Annotated in this window: 16 protein-coding genes; 8 read left to right on the top strand and 8 right to left on the bottom strand. The window is 71.1% G+C overall.

The annotated features are described in order from the left end of the window. Positions 1-2: 2 nt before the first annotated feature. The 3 genes from V5F61_RS11755 to V5F61_RS11745 are packed head-to-tail and all read right to left on the bottom strand — an operon-like array spanning position 3 to position 4748. Positions 3-2810, bottom strand: a complete 2808-nt coding sequence (locus V5F61_RS11755; protein WP_393988003.1) for a DUF4159 domain-containing protein — start codon at positions 2808-2810, stop codon at positions 3-5. Next, the gene (locus tag V5F61_RS11750; RefSeq protein ID WP_393988004.1) at positions 2811-3728 is read right to left on the bottom strand and encodes a DUF58 domain-containing protein; all 918 of its coding nucleotides are present in this window, start codon (positions 3726-3728) and stop codon (positions 2811-2813) included. An 18-nt stretch (positions 3729-3746) separates the two neighbouring features. Then, complete coding sequence (locus V5F61_RS11745) at positions 3747-4748, bottom strand: AAA family ATPase (protein ID WP_393988005.1); 1002 nt, start codon at positions 4746-4748, stop codon at positions 3747-3749. A gap of 259 nt (positions 4749-5007) precedes the next feature. On the opposite strand from V5F61_RS11745, the gene V5F61_RS11740 reads away from it, so the two are divergent. Genes V5F61_RS11740 through V5F61_RS11725 form a run of 4 tightly spaced genes read left to right on the top strand, consistent with a single transcriptional unit; the run spans position 5008 to position 7815 of the window. Beyond that, entirely contained in the window at positions 5008-5655 is a 648-nt protein-coding gene (locus tag V5F61_RS11740; protein ID WP_393988006.1) for a DUF1285 domain-containing protein, read from the top strand. Further along, a complete protein-coding gene (locus V5F61_RS11735; RefSeq protein ID WP_393988007.1) occupies positions 5652-6320 on the top strand; it encodes a CoA pyrophosphatase in 669 nt (222 codons plus the stop codon). The genes V5F61_RS11740 and V5F61_RS11735 overlap by 4 nt, the downstream gene beginning before the upstream one ends. Next, entirely contained in the window at positions 6320-6580 is a 261-nt protein-coding gene (locus V5F61_RS11730; protein ID WP_393988008.1) for a DUF6111 family protein, read from the top strand. The genes V5F61_RS11735 and V5F61_RS11730 overlap by 1 nt, the downstream gene beginning before the upstream one ends. Then, entirely contained in the window at positions 6577-7815 is a 1239-nt protein-coding gene (locus V5F61_RS11725) for a CCA tRNA nucleotidyltransferase (RefSeq protein WP_393988009.1), read from the top strand. The genes V5F61_RS11730 and V5F61_RS11725 overlap by 4 nt, the downstream gene beginning before the upstream one ends. Positions 7816-8793: 978 nt before the next feature. Here the strand turns inward: V5F61_RS11725 and V5F61_RS11720 are convergent. The 3 genes from V5F61_RS11720 to V5F61_RS11710 form a co-directional block, all read right to left on the bottom strand. Continuing rightward, positions 8794-9012: a YodC family protein gene (locus V5F61_RS11720; protein WP_393988010.1), complete on the bottom strand. Its 219-nt coding sequence runs from the start codon at positions 9010-9012 to the stop codon at positions 8794-8796. Between the two features lie 67 nt (positions 9013-9079). Further along, positions 9080-10015, bottom strand: a complete 936-nt coding sequence (hemF, locus tag V5F61_RS11715) for an oxygen-dependent coproporphyrinogen oxidase (RefSeq protein ID WP_393988011.1) — start codon at positions 10013-10015, stop codon at positions 9080-9082. A 70-nt stretch (positions 10016-10085) separates the two neighbouring features. Continuing rightward, the gene (locus V5F61_RS11710; RefSeq protein ID WP_393988012.1) at positions 10086-10580 is read right to left on the bottom strand and encodes a tRNA (cytidine(34)-2'-O)-methyltransferase; all 495 of its coding nucleotides are present in this window, start codon (positions 10578-10580) and stop codon (positions 10086-10088) included. Between the two features lie 419 nt (positions 10581-10999). Between V5F61_RS11710 and petA the strand changes: the two genes are divergently transcribed. From petA to V5F61_RS11690, 4 genes are all read left to right on the top strand, one after another. Next, on the top strand, positions 11000-11527 hold the full coding sequence (gene petA / locus V5F61_RS11705) for a ubiquinol-cytochrome c reductase iron-sulfur subunit (protein WP_393988013.1): 528 nt from the start codon (positions 11000-11002) through the stop codon (positions 11525-11527). A gap of 37 nt (positions 11528-11564) precedes the next feature. After that, the gene (locus V5F61_RS11700) at positions 11565-12842 is read left to right on the top strand and encodes a cytochrome b (protein ID WP_393988014.1); all 1278 of its coding nucleotides are present in this window, start codon (positions 11565-11567) and stop codon (positions 12840-12842) included. 21 nt (positions 12843-12863) lie between these two features. Beyond that, positions 12864-13700, top strand: a complete 837-nt coding sequence (locus V5F61_RS11695) for a cytochrome c1 (protein WP_393988015.1) — start codon at positions 12864-12866, stop codon at positions 13698-13700. Between the two features lie 145 nt (positions 13701-13845). After that, positions 13846-14382, top strand: a complete 537-nt coding sequence (locus tag V5F61_RS11690) for an adenine phosphoribosyltransferase (RefSeq protein ID WP_393988016.1) — start codon at positions 13846-13848, stop codon at positions 14380-14382. A 519-nt stretch (positions 14383-14901) separates the two neighbouring features. Here the strand turns inward: V5F61_RS11690 and pncB are convergent. Both pncB and V5F61_RS11680 read right to left on the bottom strand, forming a co-directional pair. Next, positions 14902-16197, bottom strand: a complete 1296-nt coding sequence (gene pncB / locus V5F61_RS11685; RefSeq protein ID WP_393988017.1) for a nicotinate phosphoribosyltransferase — start codon at positions 16195-16197, stop codon at positions 14902-14904. A gap of 124 nt (positions 16198-16321) precedes the next feature. Further along, a complete protein-coding gene (locus V5F61_RS11680) occupies positions 16322-16852 on the bottom strand; it encodes a DUF1269 domain-containing protein (RefSeq protein WP_393988018.1) in 531 nt (176 codons plus the stop codon). Positions 16853-17179 lie beyond the last annotated feature (327 nt).

Here is a 17179-nt window from a genome sequence, read left to right as displayed (position 1 = left end):
GGTCATTGGCCGAGCCTTTCCAGCAGCGCCGGCACGTGCACCTGGTCCGCCTTGTAATTTCCGGTGAGCACGTACATGGCCATGTTGGCGCCGGCGCGGAAGGCGAACTCGCGCTGGCGCGGCTCGCCGGGGGTGAGCGGCAGCATCGGCTCGCCCGAGGGGCTCACCGCCCAGGCGCCGGCGAGATCGTTGGAGGTGATGATGACGGGCGAGACGCCGTCGCCCGCGCGGGCGGGGCGGTCGGCATCGTCGGCGGGGGGCAGCGCCTCCACCCAGGTGGTGCCGCCGGTGAAGCGGCCGGGGAAGTCCTTCAAGAGGTAGAATGCCTTGGTGAGCACGTGGTCGCGCGGCACCGGGGCCAGCTCGGGAATGTCGAGGCCGGAGAGGATCTCCCGCAGCCGCGCGGCGGCGGGCGTCAGCGGCGCGCCCGCCACGCCCGGGGCCGAGACGGCGTCGCGCGTGTCGAAGATCACGGTGCCGCCCTGCTTCATGTAGGCGTCGAGCCGCGCCAGCACCGCGGGCGGCGGCACCGGCGTCTCCGGCAGGATGGGCCAGTAGATGAAGGGGAAGAACACCAGCTCGTCCTTGGCGAGATCGACCCCCATGGCCTCGCCGGCCTGCAGCGCCGTGCGCTGGCCGACGAACTCGGCGAGCCCGCTCAGCCCGGCGCGGGAGATGTCGTCCACCTCGCCGTTGCCGGTGACCACGTAGGCGAAGCGGGTCTGGCCGGCGGCCTGGAGGGCGAAGGCGTCGTCGCTCGCGTGCGCCGGGCGCGGCATGGCGGCGGCGCCGAGCACGGCGAGGCCCAGCAGGGCGGCGGCCACCGCGCGCCGCCCGCGAAGCCGCGCGAGGCCGCCGGCGAGCAGGAACACCGCCAGCGCGTCGAGCAGCATCAGGGCCACGGCGGCGATCAGCACCGGCCCGGTGAGGTCGCGCGGGGCGCTCTCCTGCAGCGGCTCCGGCGCGATGCCGAGGGTCTTGAAGTCGATGGGCTTCGGCGCGTCGGCCGGCAGCAGCACGTTCACCGCCACGAGGCCGTCCGGCGGGCCGTAGAAGCCGGGCGGGTGGTCGGCGCCCGCGCGGCCGGCGAAATCGGCCGGAATGGCCCGCGCATTGGGGCCGGGCGGCCCGAAGGCGCCGAAGCCGTCCAGCACGCGGGTGGGCGCGAGGGCCGCGACATCGGGCCGGTCGGCGGCGTGGGCGCCGTCCGCCGGGGCGGTCTCGGGGGCGGGCGGGGTGTCGGAGAGCGCGATCACGCGTCGGAGCATGTCCACGAAGGTGCCCGAGAGCGGCAGGTTGGACCAGGAGGTGTCGGCCGTGACATGGAACAGCACCAGAGCGCCCTTGCCGATGCGGGTTCCGGTGACAAGGGGGGTGCCGTCCTTCAGCGCCGCCCAGGTGCGCTCGCCCAGGGCGCCGTCGGGCTCGGCCAGCACCTGGCGGTTCACGCTCACGTCGGAGGGCACCTTCACGTCGCGGAACGGCCCCTCGGGGGTGAGCGCGCCGAGAGGCTGCGGGGTCTCCCAGGAGAGGGAGCCGCCGAGCACGCGCCCGCCGCGCCGCAGCTTCACCGGCAGCAGGTCGTCCTGCGCGTTGGCGAGGCGCGGGCCGGCGAAGCGCACCAGCACGCCGCCGTCCTCGACGAATTTCGCGAGCCGGGCGCGGGTGGCCGGGGGAATGGTGCCCACGTCCGGCAGCAGCAGCACCGGCACGCGCTGCTCCAGGAAGCGGTTGATGTTCTCGATGGCCGATCCCGTCTCCGCCACCCTGAGGTCGGCGAAGGGCGCGAGCGCGCGGGTGAGATAGTAGGTGGGCGCCAGCAGCGGCTGGCCGGTATCGGTGGAGGTGCCGGAGACGATGCCCACGGTGCGCCGCCGCCAGCTCCGGTCGATGAGCTGCACCGCGCCCGCCGCATGCTCGCCGGAGATGTCCAGCCGGGCGATCTCGTTGCGGATCTCCACCGGCAGGGCGAAGCGCGCCTCGGTGGAGGCCGCGCCCTCGGGCAAAGTGAAGGGGGCCTCCGCCAGGGTGAGGCCGCGCATGTCCTTCGCCTCCACCCGTCCGGCGCGGGGGGGCCCGCCCGCCGGGCGCAGCACCTTCACGGTGAGGGCGTCGGCGCCGTTCTCCGGGCCGGCGAGGGCGAGCGCTGAGGCCGTGCCGCCGCTGACCACCAGGGCCGGGCCCTGCCGAAGCGGCGCCAGGGCGGCCGAAAGGTCTCCGTCGGCGCCCATGTCCACCCCGTCGGAGAGGAAGACGAGGCCGGCGCCGGGCGCCGCCTCCCGCATCCGCGCCGCGAGGGCGAAGGCTTCCGCCCGTGCCGGGGCGTAGGGCACCGGCCGCAGGGAGCGCAGCCGGTCACGGGCTGCGGCGGGGGTAAGGAGGGTGGCGTCGCGCGGCACGTCGCCGGTGGGAATGAGGGCGACGCCGCGCCCGGCGGCGGCGGCATCGTCGATGAGGGCGCCGGCGGCGGCCATGCGCGTCTCCCACTGGCCGGCGGCGGGCCAGCCCTGGTCGATGACGAGCACCAGCGGCCCCTGCGCGGCCGGGGCCTCCGCCGGCGGGTTCCACACCGGCCCGGCGGCGGCCAGGATGATGAGGGCCGCGAGCAGCATGCGCAGCGCCATCAGCCACCAGGGGGTGCGCGCGGCGCTCTCCTCCTTCGGCTTGATGTCCAGCAGCAGGCGCGTGGGCGGAAAGGCGACGGCGCGCGGGCGCGGCGGCACCACGCGTAGCACGTACCACAGCAGCGGCAATGCCAGGAACGCGGTGAGCAGCAGCGGCGCCGTGAAGGCGAGCGGAAGGCCGAGCATTCAGGCGTGCCCTCCGGTCGCGGCGCCGCTTGCACCCATGCGCATGTGGAGGGCGAGCAGCAGCTCGCTCGCAGGACGGTCGGTGCGGTGGATGATGAAGCTCCAGCCATGGCGCTCGGCGGCGGCGCGCAGCGCGGCGCGGTGGGCGTCGAGCTTCAGGGTGTAATCCTGGCGCCAGCCTTCGGCCCGGCCCACGGTGAGCCGCTCGCCGCCCTCGGGATCGGAGAATTCGATGCGGCCGGAGAAGGGGAAGGTCTCCTCCGCCGGGTCCACGATCTGCACCATATGGCCCCGCGCGCCGCCGGAGGCGAGGATGGCGATGCGCTCCGCCACTTCGCCCGCGGGGCTCCAGAAGTCGCCGAGCAGCACCACCTCGGCGGTGGGGGCGGGCACGAAGGCGGGCGGCAGCCCTTCCGGCAGGGCGCCGGCCAGCACCACGCTCTCGGCAAGGCGTTCCACGATGCGCCGGCTGGCGGAAGGCGGCATCAGGCCGGGCACGCCCGCCCGCTCGCCGCCGCGCACCAGCAGCTCGGCCAGGGCGAAGGCGACCACCAGCGCGCGCTCGCGCTTGGGCGCCCGCTCGCCGGTGGCATAATCCATGGAGGCGGAGAGGTCCGGCCAGATCCACACGGTGTGGGCGGCCTCCCATTCCCGCTCGCGCACATAAAGATGGTCGTCGCGCGCGGAGCGGCGCCAGTCCACCCGCTGGGCCGGCTCGCCGGCGAGGAAGCGCCGGTATTGCCAGAAATTCTCGCCGGCGCCGGCACGCCGGCGCCCGTGCAGGCCGTGGGCGACGCTGGACGCTGCGCGCCGCGCCTCCAGCACCAGCCGCGGCATGGCCGAAACCAAGCTCGCCGCCTGGAGGGCAGCCGTGGCCACGGAACGCGAGCCGGCGACGGGGGACGTTTCAGCCACCATGTTCGATCCAGCCGGCGGTCAGCCGAGCCGCTCCACCAGCCGGCGGATGATGTGGGGCACGCTCTCGCCCTCGGCGCGGGCGGCGAAGGTGAGGGCCATGCGGTGCTTCAGCACCGGTTCCGCCAAAGCGGCCACGTCGTCGAGGGAGGGCGCGAAGCGGCCGTCCAGCAGGGCGCGGGCGCGGGTGGCCAGCATCAGGGACTGGGAGGCGCGCGGGCCGGGCCCCCAGGCAATGAAGCGCTGCTCGGGGCCCTCGGCGCCGGGGCGGGCGGAGCGCACCAGGGTGAGGATAGCCTCCACCACCGATTCGCCCACCGGCAGGCGCCGCACCAGCCGCTGGGCGGCGATGAGGTCGTCGACGCTCATGGCGGCGCGGGGCTTCTGCTCCTCCGCTCCGGTGGTCTCGAACAGGATGCGCCGCTCGGCCTCCCGGTCGGGATAGTCCACGTCGATCTGCATCAGGAAGCGGTCGAGCTGGGCCTCGGGCAGGGGATAGGTGCCCTCCTGCTCCAGCGGGTTCTGGGTGGCGAGCACGTGGAAGGGCTTGGGCAGGTCGTGGCGCTCGCCGGCCACCGTCACGTGGTATTCCTGCATGGCCTGCAGCAGCGCCGACTGGGTGCGCGGGGAGGCGCGGTTGATCTCGTCCGCCATCAGCAGCTGGGCGAAGACCGGGCCGCGGATGAAGCGGAAGGCGCGCTGGCCGCCGGGCGTCTCTTCCAGCACCTCGGCGCCCAGGATGTCGGAGGGCATGAGGTCCGGCGTGAACTGCACGCGGCGCGCGTCGAGGCCGAGCACGGTACCGAGGGTCTCCACCAGCTTGGTCTTGGCGAGGCCGGGCACGCCCACCAGCAGCGCGTGGCCGCCGGACAGGATGGTGACGAGCGCCTGCTCCACCACCGTCTCCTGGCCGAAGATGACGCCGGCGATGGCGGTCTTCGCGGCCTTCACGTGGCCGGCGGCGGTTTCCGCATTGCGGACGATCATCTGGTCGAGGTCGAAGGTCTCGCCGGCAGCCGACATTACGCAAGGTCTCCGTGCACCAGTGCCATCGGGGTGCATCGCCCGAGGCTTGCCGCAAAAAACGGCGATAAAACGCCCCGCGCGAAACGACCGGTCGATCCCGGTCCCGATCCGCCCCGAGGGCCCGGCCTTCTCCCGGATTTCGCCGTGCAAAGGTCGCGCCACCCGGATAGAGAGCTTACGATAAGATTGCGTTCCGTCTAATCCCCGTCGCGCGCATCGCGGCGGGATCATCTCACGTCAGCGCGAGGACGAGACCATGGTGGGTCGGGACGGCGGCGAAACCCTTCCGCTGACCGAGGCGCCGGAACGCCCGGCGGCCCCGCCCGGCGGCCGGTTGGAGGCGCTGATGGCGGCCGCGCGTGCCGCCGCCGGCGGCGGGCCGGCGCCGGTGGACAAGTGGGACCCGCCCGATTGCGGCGACATGGACATGCGAATCGCCGCCGACGGCACCTGGTTCTACATGGGCACTCCCATCGGCCGCCCGGCCCTGGTACGCCTGTTCGCCTCGGTGCTCACCCGTGAGGGCGCGCGCTTCGTACTCAAGACTCCGGTGGAGAAGATCGGTATCCGCGTGGACGACGCGCCCTTCCTGGCCGTGGAGATGGCGCAGGAGGAGGGCGCGCAGGGCCCCACGCTGGTGTTCCGCACCAATCTCGACGACCTGGTGCGCTGCGGCCCCGGCCATGCTCTGCGCTTCGCGCCCGGCGCCGGGCCGGGGGTGTTCGTGCCCTATCTTCATGTGCGCAACGGGCTGGAGGCGCGCCTGACCCGCTCCGCCTTCCTCGATCTCGTGGCCGCCGGGGAGGTGCGCATGGTGGAGGGGCGCGAGATGTTCGGCGTCGCCTCGGCCGGGCTGTTCTTCCCGGTCATGCCGGCCGCGGAGCTGGACCGCCTCGCCTCATGAACGCGCACCCCTTCCCCGATGCCCCGGCGGGCTCCGGCCTCGCCGATTTCCTCGCCCGCGCCGCGCGCGGCCTCTCGCGCCAGCCGCCGCCCTCCTATGCGGAAGGCGCGCTGGCCCGCGTCAACGGCGACCACGCCCTGCAGCCGAGCCTGGAGGGCCTCGCGCCCCTGAAGCCGCCGCGCCACGCGGCGGTGCTGGTGCCCATCATCGCCCGGCCCGAGCCCGGCGTGCTGCTTACCCAGCGCTCGGCGCAGCTCTCCAGCCACGCCGGCCAGATCGCCTTTCCCGGCGGGCGGGTGGACCCGGAGGACGCCGACGAAAAGGCCGCCGCCCTGCGCGAGGCGCGCGAGGAAGTGGGGCTCGATTCCGCTTTGGTGCGGCACCTCGGCTATCTCGACGGCTATCTTTCCGGCACCGGCTTCTGGATCGTCCCCGTGGTGGGGCTGGTGGACCCCGCCTATGCGCTCACCCTCAACCCGGCCGAGGTGGACGAGGCGTTCGAGGTGCCGCTCGGCTTCCTCATGACGCCGGCCAACCACCAGCGCCAGTCGCGCACCTGGCAGGGCACGCTGCGCCATTACTATGCCATGCCCTACGAGGGCCGCTTCATCTGGGGCGCCACCGCGGGCATGCTGCGCAACCTCTATGAACGGGTCTACGCCTGATGCTGCGCACCGTGCTGGTGGAACTCGCGCTGTTCCTCACCCCTTTCGTGCTCTATGGGGCGCTGCTCATCGCCACCAAGGGCTCGGTGGTGCCGGAGCACTGGTCGCCGCGCGCCCTCGCGGCGCTGGTGGTGGTGGCGCTGGCGCTGGTGGCGCTGGGCCTGCTCCTGTTCGAGGGCGGGCGCAGCGCCCCGCCCGGCAGCCACTACGTGCCGGCCGAGACCCGCGACGGCCGGTTCGTGCCGGGGCACTACGAATGAGCTTGGCTTCCATCGCCGGAGCCGCCTTCTGGGGCCGGCACGGGCTGCGGGCGCTGCTTGACGTGCTGAACGGCGACGGCGAGGAGGCGCGCGTGGTGGGCGGCGCGGTGCGCAACACCCTGCTCGGCGTGCCCGTGACCGACGTGGACATCGCCACCACCGCCCTGCCGCAGGCGGTGGCCGAGCGGGTGCGTCGCGCCGGCATGAAGGCGGTGCCCACCGGCATCGAGCACGGCACCATCACGGTGGTGGTGGACCACGAGGCCTATGAGGTCACCACCCTGCGCGAGGACCTGGAGACCGACGGCCGCCGCGCCGTGGTGCGCTTCGGCCGGGAGTGGGCGCACGACGCCGCCCGGCGGGACTTCACCTTCAACGCCCTCTACGCCACTCCCGGCGGCGGCGTGATCGATCTCGTGGGCGGGCTCGAAGACCTTGCCGCCCGGCGCGTGCGCTTCATCGGCGATGCGCAGGCGCGCATCCGCGAAGATTACCTGCGCATCCTGCGCCTGTTCCGCTTCCACGCCACCTATGGGCAGGGCAGCGTGGACGCCGTGGCGCTCCATGCCGCGATCCGCTGCCGGGAGGGCCTGCGCGGCCTCTCCCACGAGCGGGTGCGGGCGGAGCTGATGAAGCTGCTGATGGCCGCCCGCGCCGCGCCGACGCTGGAGGTGATGAGCGACTGCGGGCTCATTCAGCCGTTGCTGGCGGGCCTTGCCGATGCCGGCGCCTTCGGGCGTCTCGCCGCCTGCGAGGCGGCCTTCGGCGTGCCGCCGGATGCGTTGCGCCGGCTCGCCGCCCTGGCGCTGCGGGTGACAGACGATGTGCCGCGCCTGCGTGAGAAGCTGCGCCTCTCCAACGGCGAGAGCCGCCGCCTCTCCGCCTTGGCCGCGCTCGCGCCGCCGCTGCCGGGGCGAGGCGCTCGGGAGCGGGATCTGCGCGCCTTTGTCTATCGCGCGGGGCGGGAGGCGGCGCTGGACCGCGCCCTGCTGGCGGCGGCGCATGGTGCTTCCGGCATGGCGCCGCTCGTCGCCCTCGCCCTGGGCTGGGCGGCGCCCCGCCCGCCCGTGGGCGCCGCCGACCTTCTGGCGCGCGGCGCACGGCCCGGCCCGGCTCTGGGGCGGGCGCTGGCCGCCGCGGAGGCCGCCTGGGTGGCGGCGGACTTCCCCACGGACGATGCCGCGCGGGAGGTGCTCACCGGCGTGGCTCTCGCGGCCCTCGCCGCGGCTGGGTGAAGGGGGCTCCTGCCGTGCGGATGACATCTCCGGAGCGGGCGGGATCTTCGGCAGATCCATGAGGGGACGGCTGGGGCCGGATGCCGGTGCTGCCGGCCGCCGCCGAGGACGCCTGAGTGGCGGCGGACTTCCCTGCGGACGATGCCGCGCGGGAGGTGCTCACCGGCGTGGCCCTCGCCGCAGCGGGGGGAGCGGAAAGCATGCGGCGCGCGGATAAGTTCTTCCGGAACGGGCAGGATCTTCGGCAGATCCATGAGGGGACGGGCTGGGGCCGGATGCCAGGGCCAAAGGATCGCGGCGCGATCGCCGGAGGGGGCCGAGCCGATGTTTGTTTCGTCGCCGCTGTCGGGAGAAGCGGGGAGCCGATGGGCGAGAGGCGCAGACCCGATGTCATTGGCTCCGGCTCTTGACCCGCGCCGGGCGGGGCTCGCTCACATGCCGCGCGGGCTCGACCAAATGCCGTTTCGTCAAGCACATTGGTCCGGTGTGAGGCAAGGTGCCGCCCGGCGGCGGGGTGCCCCTGCAGGCGTGGATTTCCGCGCATGGGGATGTCGCGTCGAGGTGTGCCGGAGACGCCGAGCTTTGGGGTCACGGAACCAGCGTCACCTTCGGAAAGCCTGCGGCCTCTGTGGTGCGGCCTCATTATCCGCGCCTGTGTGCTGACCTGCCGCGCGCGGCAGAGCGGTCGCGCGGCTTTCACGACAGGCGGGAATATTCCGCCTGCGCGCAGAACCGCTCCCGGGAGACGCGATGTGGAGTGGTCGGTGGAGCGGATGATCGGCGCCCGCGTGGGGCACCGCGGTGTTCCGGTGAAAAGGAGCAGCTGACGCGCGGCGAACCAAGCCGTCGCAATCTCCGGTCGGCTTCCGGGAGCTCACACCGGGAACATGCAAAGAGAATACTCGCCGAGCCCGCCAAAGGCGCCCGCCAGAAACGCCCTCGCGGCGCCGGCTGAAGGCCGGCGCCGGTGGCGCAGGGTCAGTCCTCGTCCTCTTCGGACTCGTCTTCTTCTTCCTCGATCTCGAATTCGGTCAGGTCGAGGGTTTCCAGCGACACCGCAGGCAGGGTCTGGGAGCGGAACTCGCCCACTTCCTCGGCGTACCAGACCACCTTGACGTCCTGCTCCAGCACCTCGACCACGGTCAAGGCCGGGCTACCCGACTTGAGCTGAACGATCTCTCCCGGCTCGAACGCCATGGCTCTCTCCCCATCATGGCGCGACACGCGCCGTGCGCATGAGTATCGAGCCTTCATGACAGGGCCATCACGGCCACTTCACCACCGGCGGCATGGAAGAGAGGATGGAATCCACGTTGCCGCCCGTCTTCAGGCCGAAGATGGTGCCGCGGTCGTAGAGCAGGTTGAACTCCACATAGCGCCCGCGCCGCACCAGCTGCTCCTCCCGCTCCTCCCCGCTCCAGGGGGTGGCCATGTTGGCCCGCACCAGCCGGGGGTAGATGTCGAGGAAGGCGAGGCCCACGTCGCGGGTGAAGGCGAAGTCGTCGTCGAAGGTGCCCGCGCCCTTCGCCGCGCTGTCGAGGTAATCGTAGAAGATGCCGCCGATGCCGCGCGTCTCGCCGCGATGCTTCAGGAAGAAGTATTCGTCGCACCACGCCTTGTAGCGGTCGTAGTCGGCCACCTTGTGGGGCGCGCAGGCGGCGGCCATGGCGGCATGGAAGGCGCGGGCGTCCGGGTCGTCCTGGCTGCGGCGCCGCTCCAGCACGGGGGTGAGATCCGCCCCGCCGCCGAACCAGGCCTTCGTGGTCACCACGAAGCGCGTGTTCATGTGCACCGCCGGCACGTGGGGGCTCGCCATGTGGGCGATGAGCGAGATGCCCGAGGCCCAGAAGCGCGGATCCTCAGCCGCTCCGGGGATCTGCGCCCGGAACTCGGGGGCGAACTCGCCGAATACGGTGGAGGTGTGCACCCCCACCTTCTCGAACAGCCGCCCGCGCATGAGCGCCATGGTGCCGCCGCCGCCCGGCGCGCCCGTGTGGTCGGTGCGCGCCCACGGCGTCCGGACGAAACGGCCGGCGGCGGGGCCGTGGAGCTCCGCCGGCGCCTCGTCCTCCAGCGCCTCGAAGGCGGCGATGATGCGGCCCTGCAGCTCCTCGAACCAGGCGCGGGCGCGCGCCTGTCGCGCGGGCAGGGCGGCATCGGCGCGCGCGGAAGCGGGGGGCGGGGAAGGCTCGGTGGTCATGCTGGCTCTTGGGTCATGCGAGGTTCGTCGGTGTCGGCGCGCTGCGGGCAGGGCATACCATGGCGTGCCGTCACGGCCTTGGAAAGCCCGAGGTCTGCCGCAGCGCCTCGGCAAGGCAGATCCCCGCGCTCACGGCCACGTTGAGCGAGCGCAGCCCCGGCCGCATGGGAATGGTTACGCGGGCATCCGCCGCATCATGGACCGCTTCCGGCACGCCGGCGGATTCCCGCCCGAACAGCAGGGCATCGCCGGGCATGAAGCGGAAGTCCGGGAGGGCATGCGCGGCACGGGTGGTGAACAGCACCAGCCGCCGTCCCTCCGCCCGCACCGTGTCCCGGAAGGCATCGAAATGGGCGTGGCGATGCCACTCCACGGCGTCGATATAGTCCATGCCCGCGCGGCGGAACGCGGCCGAGCCCACCGGGAAGCCGGCAGGCTCGATGATATGAACGGGCACGCCCAGGCAGGCACCCGTGCGCAGGCAGGTGCCTGCGTTCTGCGCGATGTCCGGGCAGAAGAGGGCGAGGATGAGGGAGGGCGTGGTCATCGCGCGGGGAAGTCGCATGGCCGGCTGCCCCGCCGCAAGCCCCTCCGGGTCCCGATTGTCGCCCGGTAGGGGGCTGATCTAGCCGAAGGGAGGGGGTGGTGAGGCGTGATGTCGCCGCCGCTGCGTCAGGTCGCTTCCGCGTGATGACGTTTCTTTGACTTTTCCGTGGCTCGCCGCGAATTGCATGCAGCCGGCGCGCCCGGGGAGGTGCCTGCATCCTGCGCTCGAATCGGCCGCAGCGCCCTGCGCGCCCAGGAATGACCGCGTGCCGCATCGCCACGATCTGGACAAGATGAGGCGAGGGTGCAATTAGAGGCCCTCGAAGGTGGACAACTGTGACTTCACAGCGCCGCCACATTCGTGCGTATGGGCCTCGCCCTCAGGGCCGAGCGGCCCGGCGCGGATGACCGGCGGACGACAGGACGGGGATCAGCGCCGTGGCACATACGGAGACGTCGCAGAAGGCGACGCGTCGGGACTTCCTCTATATCGCGACCGGGGCGGTGGGCGCGGCGGGTGTCGCCGGAATGGTGTGGCCCTTCGTTTCGCAGCTGCAGCCCGACGCCTCGGTGCTGGCGCTCTCCACCACCGAGGTGGACATTTCCCCCATCGCCGAAGGGCAGATCGTGACCGTGCAGTGGCGCGGCAAGCCGATCTTCATCTCCCACCGCTCCAAGAAGGAGATCGAGGAGGCCCAGAAGGCCGATCTCGCCTCCATGCGCGATCCCCAGCCCGACGCCGACCGCGTGAAGCCCGGCAAGGACGAGTGGCTGGTGGTGATCGGCATCTGCACCCACCTCGGCTGCGTGCCGCTCGGCCACCAGGGCGCCTATGATGGCTGGTTCTGCCCGTGCCACGGCTCGGTCTACGACACCTCCGGCCGCATCCGGCAGGGACCCGCGCCCCTCAATCTCGCGCTGCCGCCCTACACCTTCACATCCGATACGAAGATCGTGATCGGCTGACGCTCGACCGTCGTCGACGCAATAAAGGTTGGACCCCATGGAAGGACATTCCACCTACCAGCCCAAGAGCAAGGTGGCGCAGTGGTTTGAAAGCCGGCTGCCGCTCGTCGGGTTGATCCATTCTTCGGCCGTCGCTTATCCGGTGCCGAAGAACCTCAACTATTTCTGGACCTTCGGCGCCATTCTGAGCTTCATGCTGGTGGTGCAGATCGTCTCGGGCATCGTGCTCGCCATGCACTATGTGGCGTATGCGCCGGTGGCCTTCGCCCGCGTCGAGCACATCATGCGCGACGTGAGCTTCGGCTGGCTCCTGCGCTACATCCACGCCAACGGCGCGTCGATGTTCTTCATCGCGGTCTACATCCACATCTTCCGCGGTCTCTACTACGGGTCCTACAAGGCCCCGCGCGAGGTGCTGTGGATCCTCGGCGTCATCATCTACCTGCTGATGATGGCCGCCGCCTTCATGGGCTACGTGCTGCCCTGGGGCCAGATGTCCTTCTGGGGCGCCACCGTCATCACCAACCTGTTCTCCGCCCTGCCGGTGGTGGGCGAGGTGATCGTGCAGTGGCTGTGGGGCGGCTATTCGGTGGGCGACCCCACCCTCAACCGCTTCTTCGCGCTGCACTACCTGCTGCCGTTCATGATCGCCGGCGTGGTCGGCCTGCACGTGTGGGCCCTGCACCACGTGGGCCAGAACAACCCCGACGGCATCGACGTGAAGAACGTGAGCAAGGATACGGTGCCGTTCACCCCCTACGCGACGCTGAAGGACATCTTCGCGGTGGCGGTGTTCATCATCTTCTTCTCCTGGTTCATTTTCTACATCCCGAACTACCTCGGGCATTCGGACAACTATATCCCGGCCAATCCCATGTCGACGCCGGCGCATATCGTGCCCGAGTGGTACTTCCTGCCCTTCTACGCGATCCTGCGCTCCATCCCGGACAAGCTCGGTGGCGTGCTGGCGATGTTCGCGGCCATCGCGGTGCTGGCCTTCCTGCCCTGGCTCGACACCTCCAAGGTGCGCTCGGCACGCTACCGCCCGCTGTTCCGGATCTTCTTCTGGATCTTCGCGGTGGTGGCGGTGGGCCTCGGCTATCTCGGCTCGCAGCCGGCCGAGGGGTGGTTCGTGATCGTGTCGCGTATCTTCACGGTCTATTACTTCGCCCACTTCCTCATCATCCTGCCCCTGCTCGGCTTCATCGAGAAGCCGAAGCCGATGCCGGCCTCCATCGCGGATGCCGTGCTCGCCAAGCATGCCAAGGGCGGCGCGACGGTGGTGGCCGGTGTGGCTGCCCCCGAGACCAAGTGACCGGGGCGCGGAGAGAACAGCATGACCATCCGTAGCATTCTCTTCGGCGCCGCCGCGGCGGCGCTCCTGCTGGCGGCGCCCGCCTCGGCGGCGGAGGGCGGGCACGACGACCGCCCGCACCGCCTCAGCTGGTCGTTCGCGGGGCCATTCGGCACCTACGACACCGCCCAGCTCCAGCGCGGCTTCAAGGTGTTCAAGGAAGTGTGCGCCTCCTGCCACTCCGCGAACTTCCTGCACTTCCGCAATCTCGCCCAGCCGGGCGGCCCGAGCTTCACCGAGGGCCAGGCCAAGCAGATCGCGAGCGAGTACCAGATCACCGACGGGCCGAACGACGCGGGCGACATGTTCCAGCGTCCCGGCCGCCTGTCGGATGCCTGGCCGGCGCCGTTCCCCAACGACCAGGCGGCCCGTGCCTCCAACGGCGGCGCCCTGCCGCCGGACATGTCGGTGCTGGCCAAGGCCCGCTCCTACCATGTGGGCTTTCCCGGCTTCATCACCGACGCCTTCATCCAGTACCAGGAGCATGGCGTGGACTACATCCACGCCGTCCTCACCGGCTACGCGGAGCCGCCGGAGGGCGTGACGGTGCAGTCGGGCCTGCACTACAACAAGTACTTCCCGGGCAACCAGATCGCCATGCCCAAGCCGCTGAGCGACGGCCAGGTGGAATACACCGACGGCGCGCCGCAGACCGTGGACCAGTATGCGACCGACGTGTCGGCCTTCCTGATGTGGGTGGCCGAGCCCCACCTCGACACCCGCAAGCGCATCGGCTTCCAGGTCATCATCTTCCTCATCGTGCTGAGCGGCCTGCTCTACTTCACGAAGAAGAAGGTGTGGAAGAACGTGGCGCACTGAGCGCTGCCTGATCGACGAAAAAGGGTCCGCGAGGGCCCTTTTTCTTTTTCAGCGCCGGCCCGCCCGCCGGCGGGACCAGGCCGCGTGTGGAACCCGCCGCACGGACGGGCCGCGGCGTTTCCCCAGCCCGTTTCGGGAGCCTGCCATGACCCTCAACGAGTTCGCCGCGACCATCCGCACGATCCCGGACTACCCGAAGCCCGGCATCCTGTTCCGCGACATCACCACCCTGCTCGGCGACCCGAGGGCGTTCCGGCGCGCGGTGGACGAACTGGTCCAGCCCTATGCGGGCGGCAAGGTGGCGAAGGTGGCGGGCATCGAGGCGCGCGGCTTCATCCTCGGCGGCGCGGTGGCTCACCAGCTTTCGGCCGGCTTCATTCCGATCCGCAAGAAAGGCAAGCTGCCGCACCAGACCATCCGCATGGCCTATGCCCTGGAGTACGGCCAGGACGAGATCGAGATGCATGTGGACGCCGTGGCCAGGGGCGAGCAGGTGCTGCTGGTGGATGACCTGATCGCCACGGGCGGCACGGCGGTGGGCGCGGTGCAGCTGCTGCGCGAGTGCGGGGCGCAGGTGGTGGCCGCCTGCTTCGTGGTGGACCTGCCCGATCTCGGCGGCGTGCAGAAGCTGGAAGCCCTCGGCGTGCCCGTGCGCACGCTGGTTTCGTTCGCGGGCCATTGAGGCGATTTCGGGCGGGGCAGAGGCTGCCCCGCGGGGACGAAACGCGCTTTTTGCGATCGGCTGCAGTGCTTTCGAGGCGCTTCTGCGCTTTCCGCAATTCCGGGAGAGGTGCGGTCCGCCGATAGTGTTTCGTAAAGCGCGCAGGCGCGAACGCGGTTGCGCAGCTCCAATCCACCGCCGGGGCGAATGAGTGTCTCGATGCGGGCGAGCCGGTGTGCGTCGAACCGCGCGGCGTCCGCGCAGATCCCGGTTCCCGCGAGCCTGTTGCGCGGGCGCAGATCATGCCCAAGCTCGTGAGCTCGCCAGAAGACTCCGCGCAGGGGCCAAGCCCCTCATTCTTTGGCGGCGCTGATCCCGCTCCGGCGAACACGCAAGCGAACCCGTCACGCCATCGGCCCTGGTGCCCGACGGCTGCAAGCTCTGTTTCGCCCGAATAGACCGGGTTCGCCCGGAAGCCCAGGGCGCTCACTCACGCGCCTTTGGCGCCTCTCGGCGCGGCGCGAAATCCGGCCGGCCCTGTCAGACGATGAGCGCCCGCGCCTGCTGCGCACCCACTCCGAACACGCGCCGGTAGCGGTCCACCTCCGCGGCCGGGCCCATGGCCTTGGTGGGGTTATCGGATAGCTTCACCGCCGGGCGCCCGTTGGCCGACACCACCTTGCAGACGATGGATATGGGATCGAGGGCGCCGTCCGGCACCAGCCCGCGGAAGTCGTTGGTGAGCAGCGTGCCCCAGCCGAAGCCCATGCGCAGCCGGCCGCAGAAGGCGTCGCGGATACGCGAGACCTCCTGCACGTCGAGGGCGTCGGAGAAGATGGCCAGCTTCTCGCGCGGGTCCTGGCCCCGCTCGATCCACCAGCGGATGGCTTCTTCCCCCCCTTCCACGGGGTCCTTGCTGTCGATGCGGATGCCGGTCCAGCGGGCCACCCAGTCTGGCGCATGGGCGAGGAAGCCGGAGGTGCCGTAGGTGTCGGGCAGCAGGATGCGCAGGTTGCCGTCGTAATCGTCCTGCCAGTCGGCCAGCACCTGGTAGGGGGCCCAGGCCAGTGCGCGGTCGTCGTCGCCGGCGAGGGCGGCATAGACCATGGGCAGCTCGTGGGCATTGGTGCCGGTGGCTTCCACCTCGCGACGCATGGCGATGAGGCAGTTGGAGGTGCCGAGGAAGCCTTCGCCCAGCCCCTCGATGAGCGCCTGCACGCACCAGTCCTGCCACAGGAAGCCGTGGCGGCGGCGGGTGCCGAAGTCGGCGATGTTGATGGGCCCGAGCGTGCGCAGGAACTCCACCTTCTCCCACACCCGCGCCATGGCGCGGGCATAGAGGATCTGCAGCTCGAACTTGCCCATGTCCTTCAGCACGGCGCGCGAGCGCAGCTCGTTGATGATGGCGAGGGCGGGGATTTCCCACATGGTGGTTTCCACCCACGGCCCCTCGAAGGTGAGCTCGTATTGCCCGTCCCACTTCTCCAGGTGGTACGCGGGAAAGCGGAAGCCCTCGAGCCAGGAGACATAGTCCGGCGAGAACATCTGCCGCTTGCCGTAGAACATGTTGCCGCGCAGCCAGGTGCTCTCGCCGCGGGTGAGAGTGAGCGAGCGTACGTGGTCGAGCTGCTCGCGCAGGGCGCCGATGTCGATGATGTCGGCGATGCGCACGCGGGCGGAGCGGTTGTGGATGCCGAAGGTGACGCGCGTGTCCCGGTGGCGGTGGAAGATGGTCTGCCCCATCAGCAGCTTGTAGAAATCGGTGTCGAGCACCGAGCGGACGATGGGGTCGATCTTCCAGGTGTGGTTGTAGACGCGCGTTGCGATGTCGGTCATGGCGGCCCCGGTGGCGGATCGGCGGCGCGGGGCGCGCGCTGCGCGAGCCGCCATTTATAGCATCGATTCCGGGCAAGGTATCCCCGTCCCCCGCGCCAGCCGGCGCGGGGGACGGGGGCAGGGGTCAGGCGGCGGGCGCAGCCGTGGCGCCGGAGGCGATGGCGGCCTTCAGCTTGGCCTCGTCCTCGTTGGAAAGGGAGGTCTTCAGCACGCGCGGGGCGTAGGGCTCGATTTCCGGCAGCACCTTGTCGAAGGTCACGCTCTTCACCAGCACGAACAGGGCCGAGGAGCTGGCGGGGATGGTCTCGCCGAGCTGCTTCACGAAGTCGTCGTTGATGCCGTAGTCGGAGAGCGAGCCGGAGAGCGCGCCCGCGCCCGCGCCGGCCGCCGCGCCCAGCGCCATGCCGGCGAGGGGGTTCAGGAACAGGAGGCCGACGAGGCCGCCCCACAGCGCGCCCATGGTGCCGCCCTGGGCCGCGCCGAGGGCGGTGAGGTTCACGGCCTGCTTCACGTGCACCTTGCCGTCGGCCTCACGCTCCACCACGCAGGCGTCCTCGAGGTCGATCAGGTGGGCCTTCTGCAGGGACCGGAGCTTGTTGAGCACTTCGTCCGCCTGGTGGAGGCCGCTGAAGCCGAAAACGACGAGATCGCTCATTGGGACGCCTCTCTGATTTGCCTGGCCCGAAGCGGGCCTGCTTGGGTTGGCCTGCCGGCGCGGGTGGCCGAAGACCGGAAGCCGGGCGGACCTTCGTCTGAATCCGCGACGCTGGCAAGACGTGGCCTTGGCCGCGCCCCGCCGGCCGGCGCGCGCGGGACGGGAGGTGGCGGGGCGAGGCGAGGTGGCCGCGGCCGTGCGTTGCGGCGGCTGGAACTTGGCGGTAAACAGGGGTGCTTCCCCGCCGCTTGTCGTGCGTCCCGGCGGGTTCGGCATCGTCACCGCGCCCTCGTTCCGGAAGGGATCCCGCCTCGGCGTGTCGGCCGC

Origin of the sequence: Xanthobacter sediminis (assembly GCF_043195015.1) — a bacterium.
Classification (GTDB): Bacteria; Pseudomonadota; Alphaproteobacteria; order Rhizobiales; family Xanthobacteraceae; genus Xanthobacter.
Note: the sequence above shows the minus strand (reverse complement) of the source record. Positions and strands in the feature narration are given on the sequence as shown.

What these genes read in the sequence shown, in the direction of transcription:
- V5F61_RS11700 (WP_393988014.1), top strand. Translation starts at nt 11,565, where the DNA reads ATGGAAGGACATTCCACCTACCAGCCCAAGAGCAAGGTGGCGCAGTGG.
- V5F61_RS11730 (WP_393988008.1), top strand. Translation starts at nt 6,320, where the DNA reads ATGCTGCGCACCGTGCTGGTGGAACTCGCGCTGTTCCTCACCCCTTTC.
- V5F61_RS11725 (WP_393988009.1), top strand. Translation starts at nt 6,577, where the DNA reads ATGAGCTTGGCTTCCATCGCCGGAGCCGCCTTCTGGGGCCGGCACGGG.
- V5F61_RS11755 (WP_393988003.1), bottom strand. Translation starts at nt 2,810, where the DNA reads ATGCTCGGCCTTCCGCTCGCCTTCACGGCGCCGCTGCTGCTCACCGCG.
- V5F61_RS11745 (WP_393988005.1), bottom strand. Translation starts at nt 4,748, where the DNA reads ATGTCGGCTGCCGGCGAGACCTTCGACCTCGACCAGATGATCGTCCGC.
- hemF (WP_393988011.1), bottom strand. Translation starts at nt 10,015, where the DNA reads ATGACCACCGAGCCTTCCCCGCCCCCCGCTTCCGCGCGCGCCGATGCC.
- V5F61_RS11680 (WP_393988018.1), bottom strand. Translation starts at nt 16,852, where the DNA reads ATGAGCGATCTCGTCGTTTTCGGCTTCAGCGGCCTCCACCAGGCGGAC.
- V5F61_RS11690 (WP_393988016.1), top strand. Translation starts at nt 13,846, where the DNA reads ATGACCCTCAACGAGTTCGCCGCGACCATCCGCACGATCCCGGACTAC.
- V5F61_RS11735 (WP_393988007.1), top strand. Translation starts at nt 5,652, where the DNA reads ATGAACGCGCACCCCTTCCCCGATGCCCCGGCGGGCTCCGGCCTCGCC.
- V5F61_RS11750 (WP_393988004.1), bottom strand. Translation starts at nt 3,728, where the DNA reads ATGGTGGCTGAAACGTCCCCCGTCGCCGGCTCGCGTTCCGTGGCCACG.
- pncB (WP_393988017.1), bottom strand. Translation starts at nt 16,197, where the DNA reads ATGACCGACATCGCAACGCGCGTCTACAACCACACCTGGAAGATCGAC.
- V5F61_RS11710 (WP_393988012.1), bottom strand. Translation starts at nt 10,580, where the DNA reads ATGCGACTTCCCCGCGCGATGACCACGCCCTCCCTCATCCTCGCCCTC.
- V5F61_RS11740 (WP_393988006.1), top strand. Translation starts at nt 5,008, where the DNA reads ATGGTGGGTCGGGACGGCGGCGAAACCCTTCCGCTGACCGAGGCGCCG.
- V5F61_RS11695 (WP_393988015.1), top strand. Translation starts at nt 12,864, where the DNA reads ATGACCATCCGTAGCATTCTCTTCGGCGCCGCCGCGGCGGCGCTCCTG.
- V5F61_RS11720 (WP_393988010.1), bottom strand. Translation starts at nt 9,012, where the DNA reads ATGGCGTTCGAGCCGGGAGAGATCGTTCAGCTCAAGTCGGGTAGCCCG.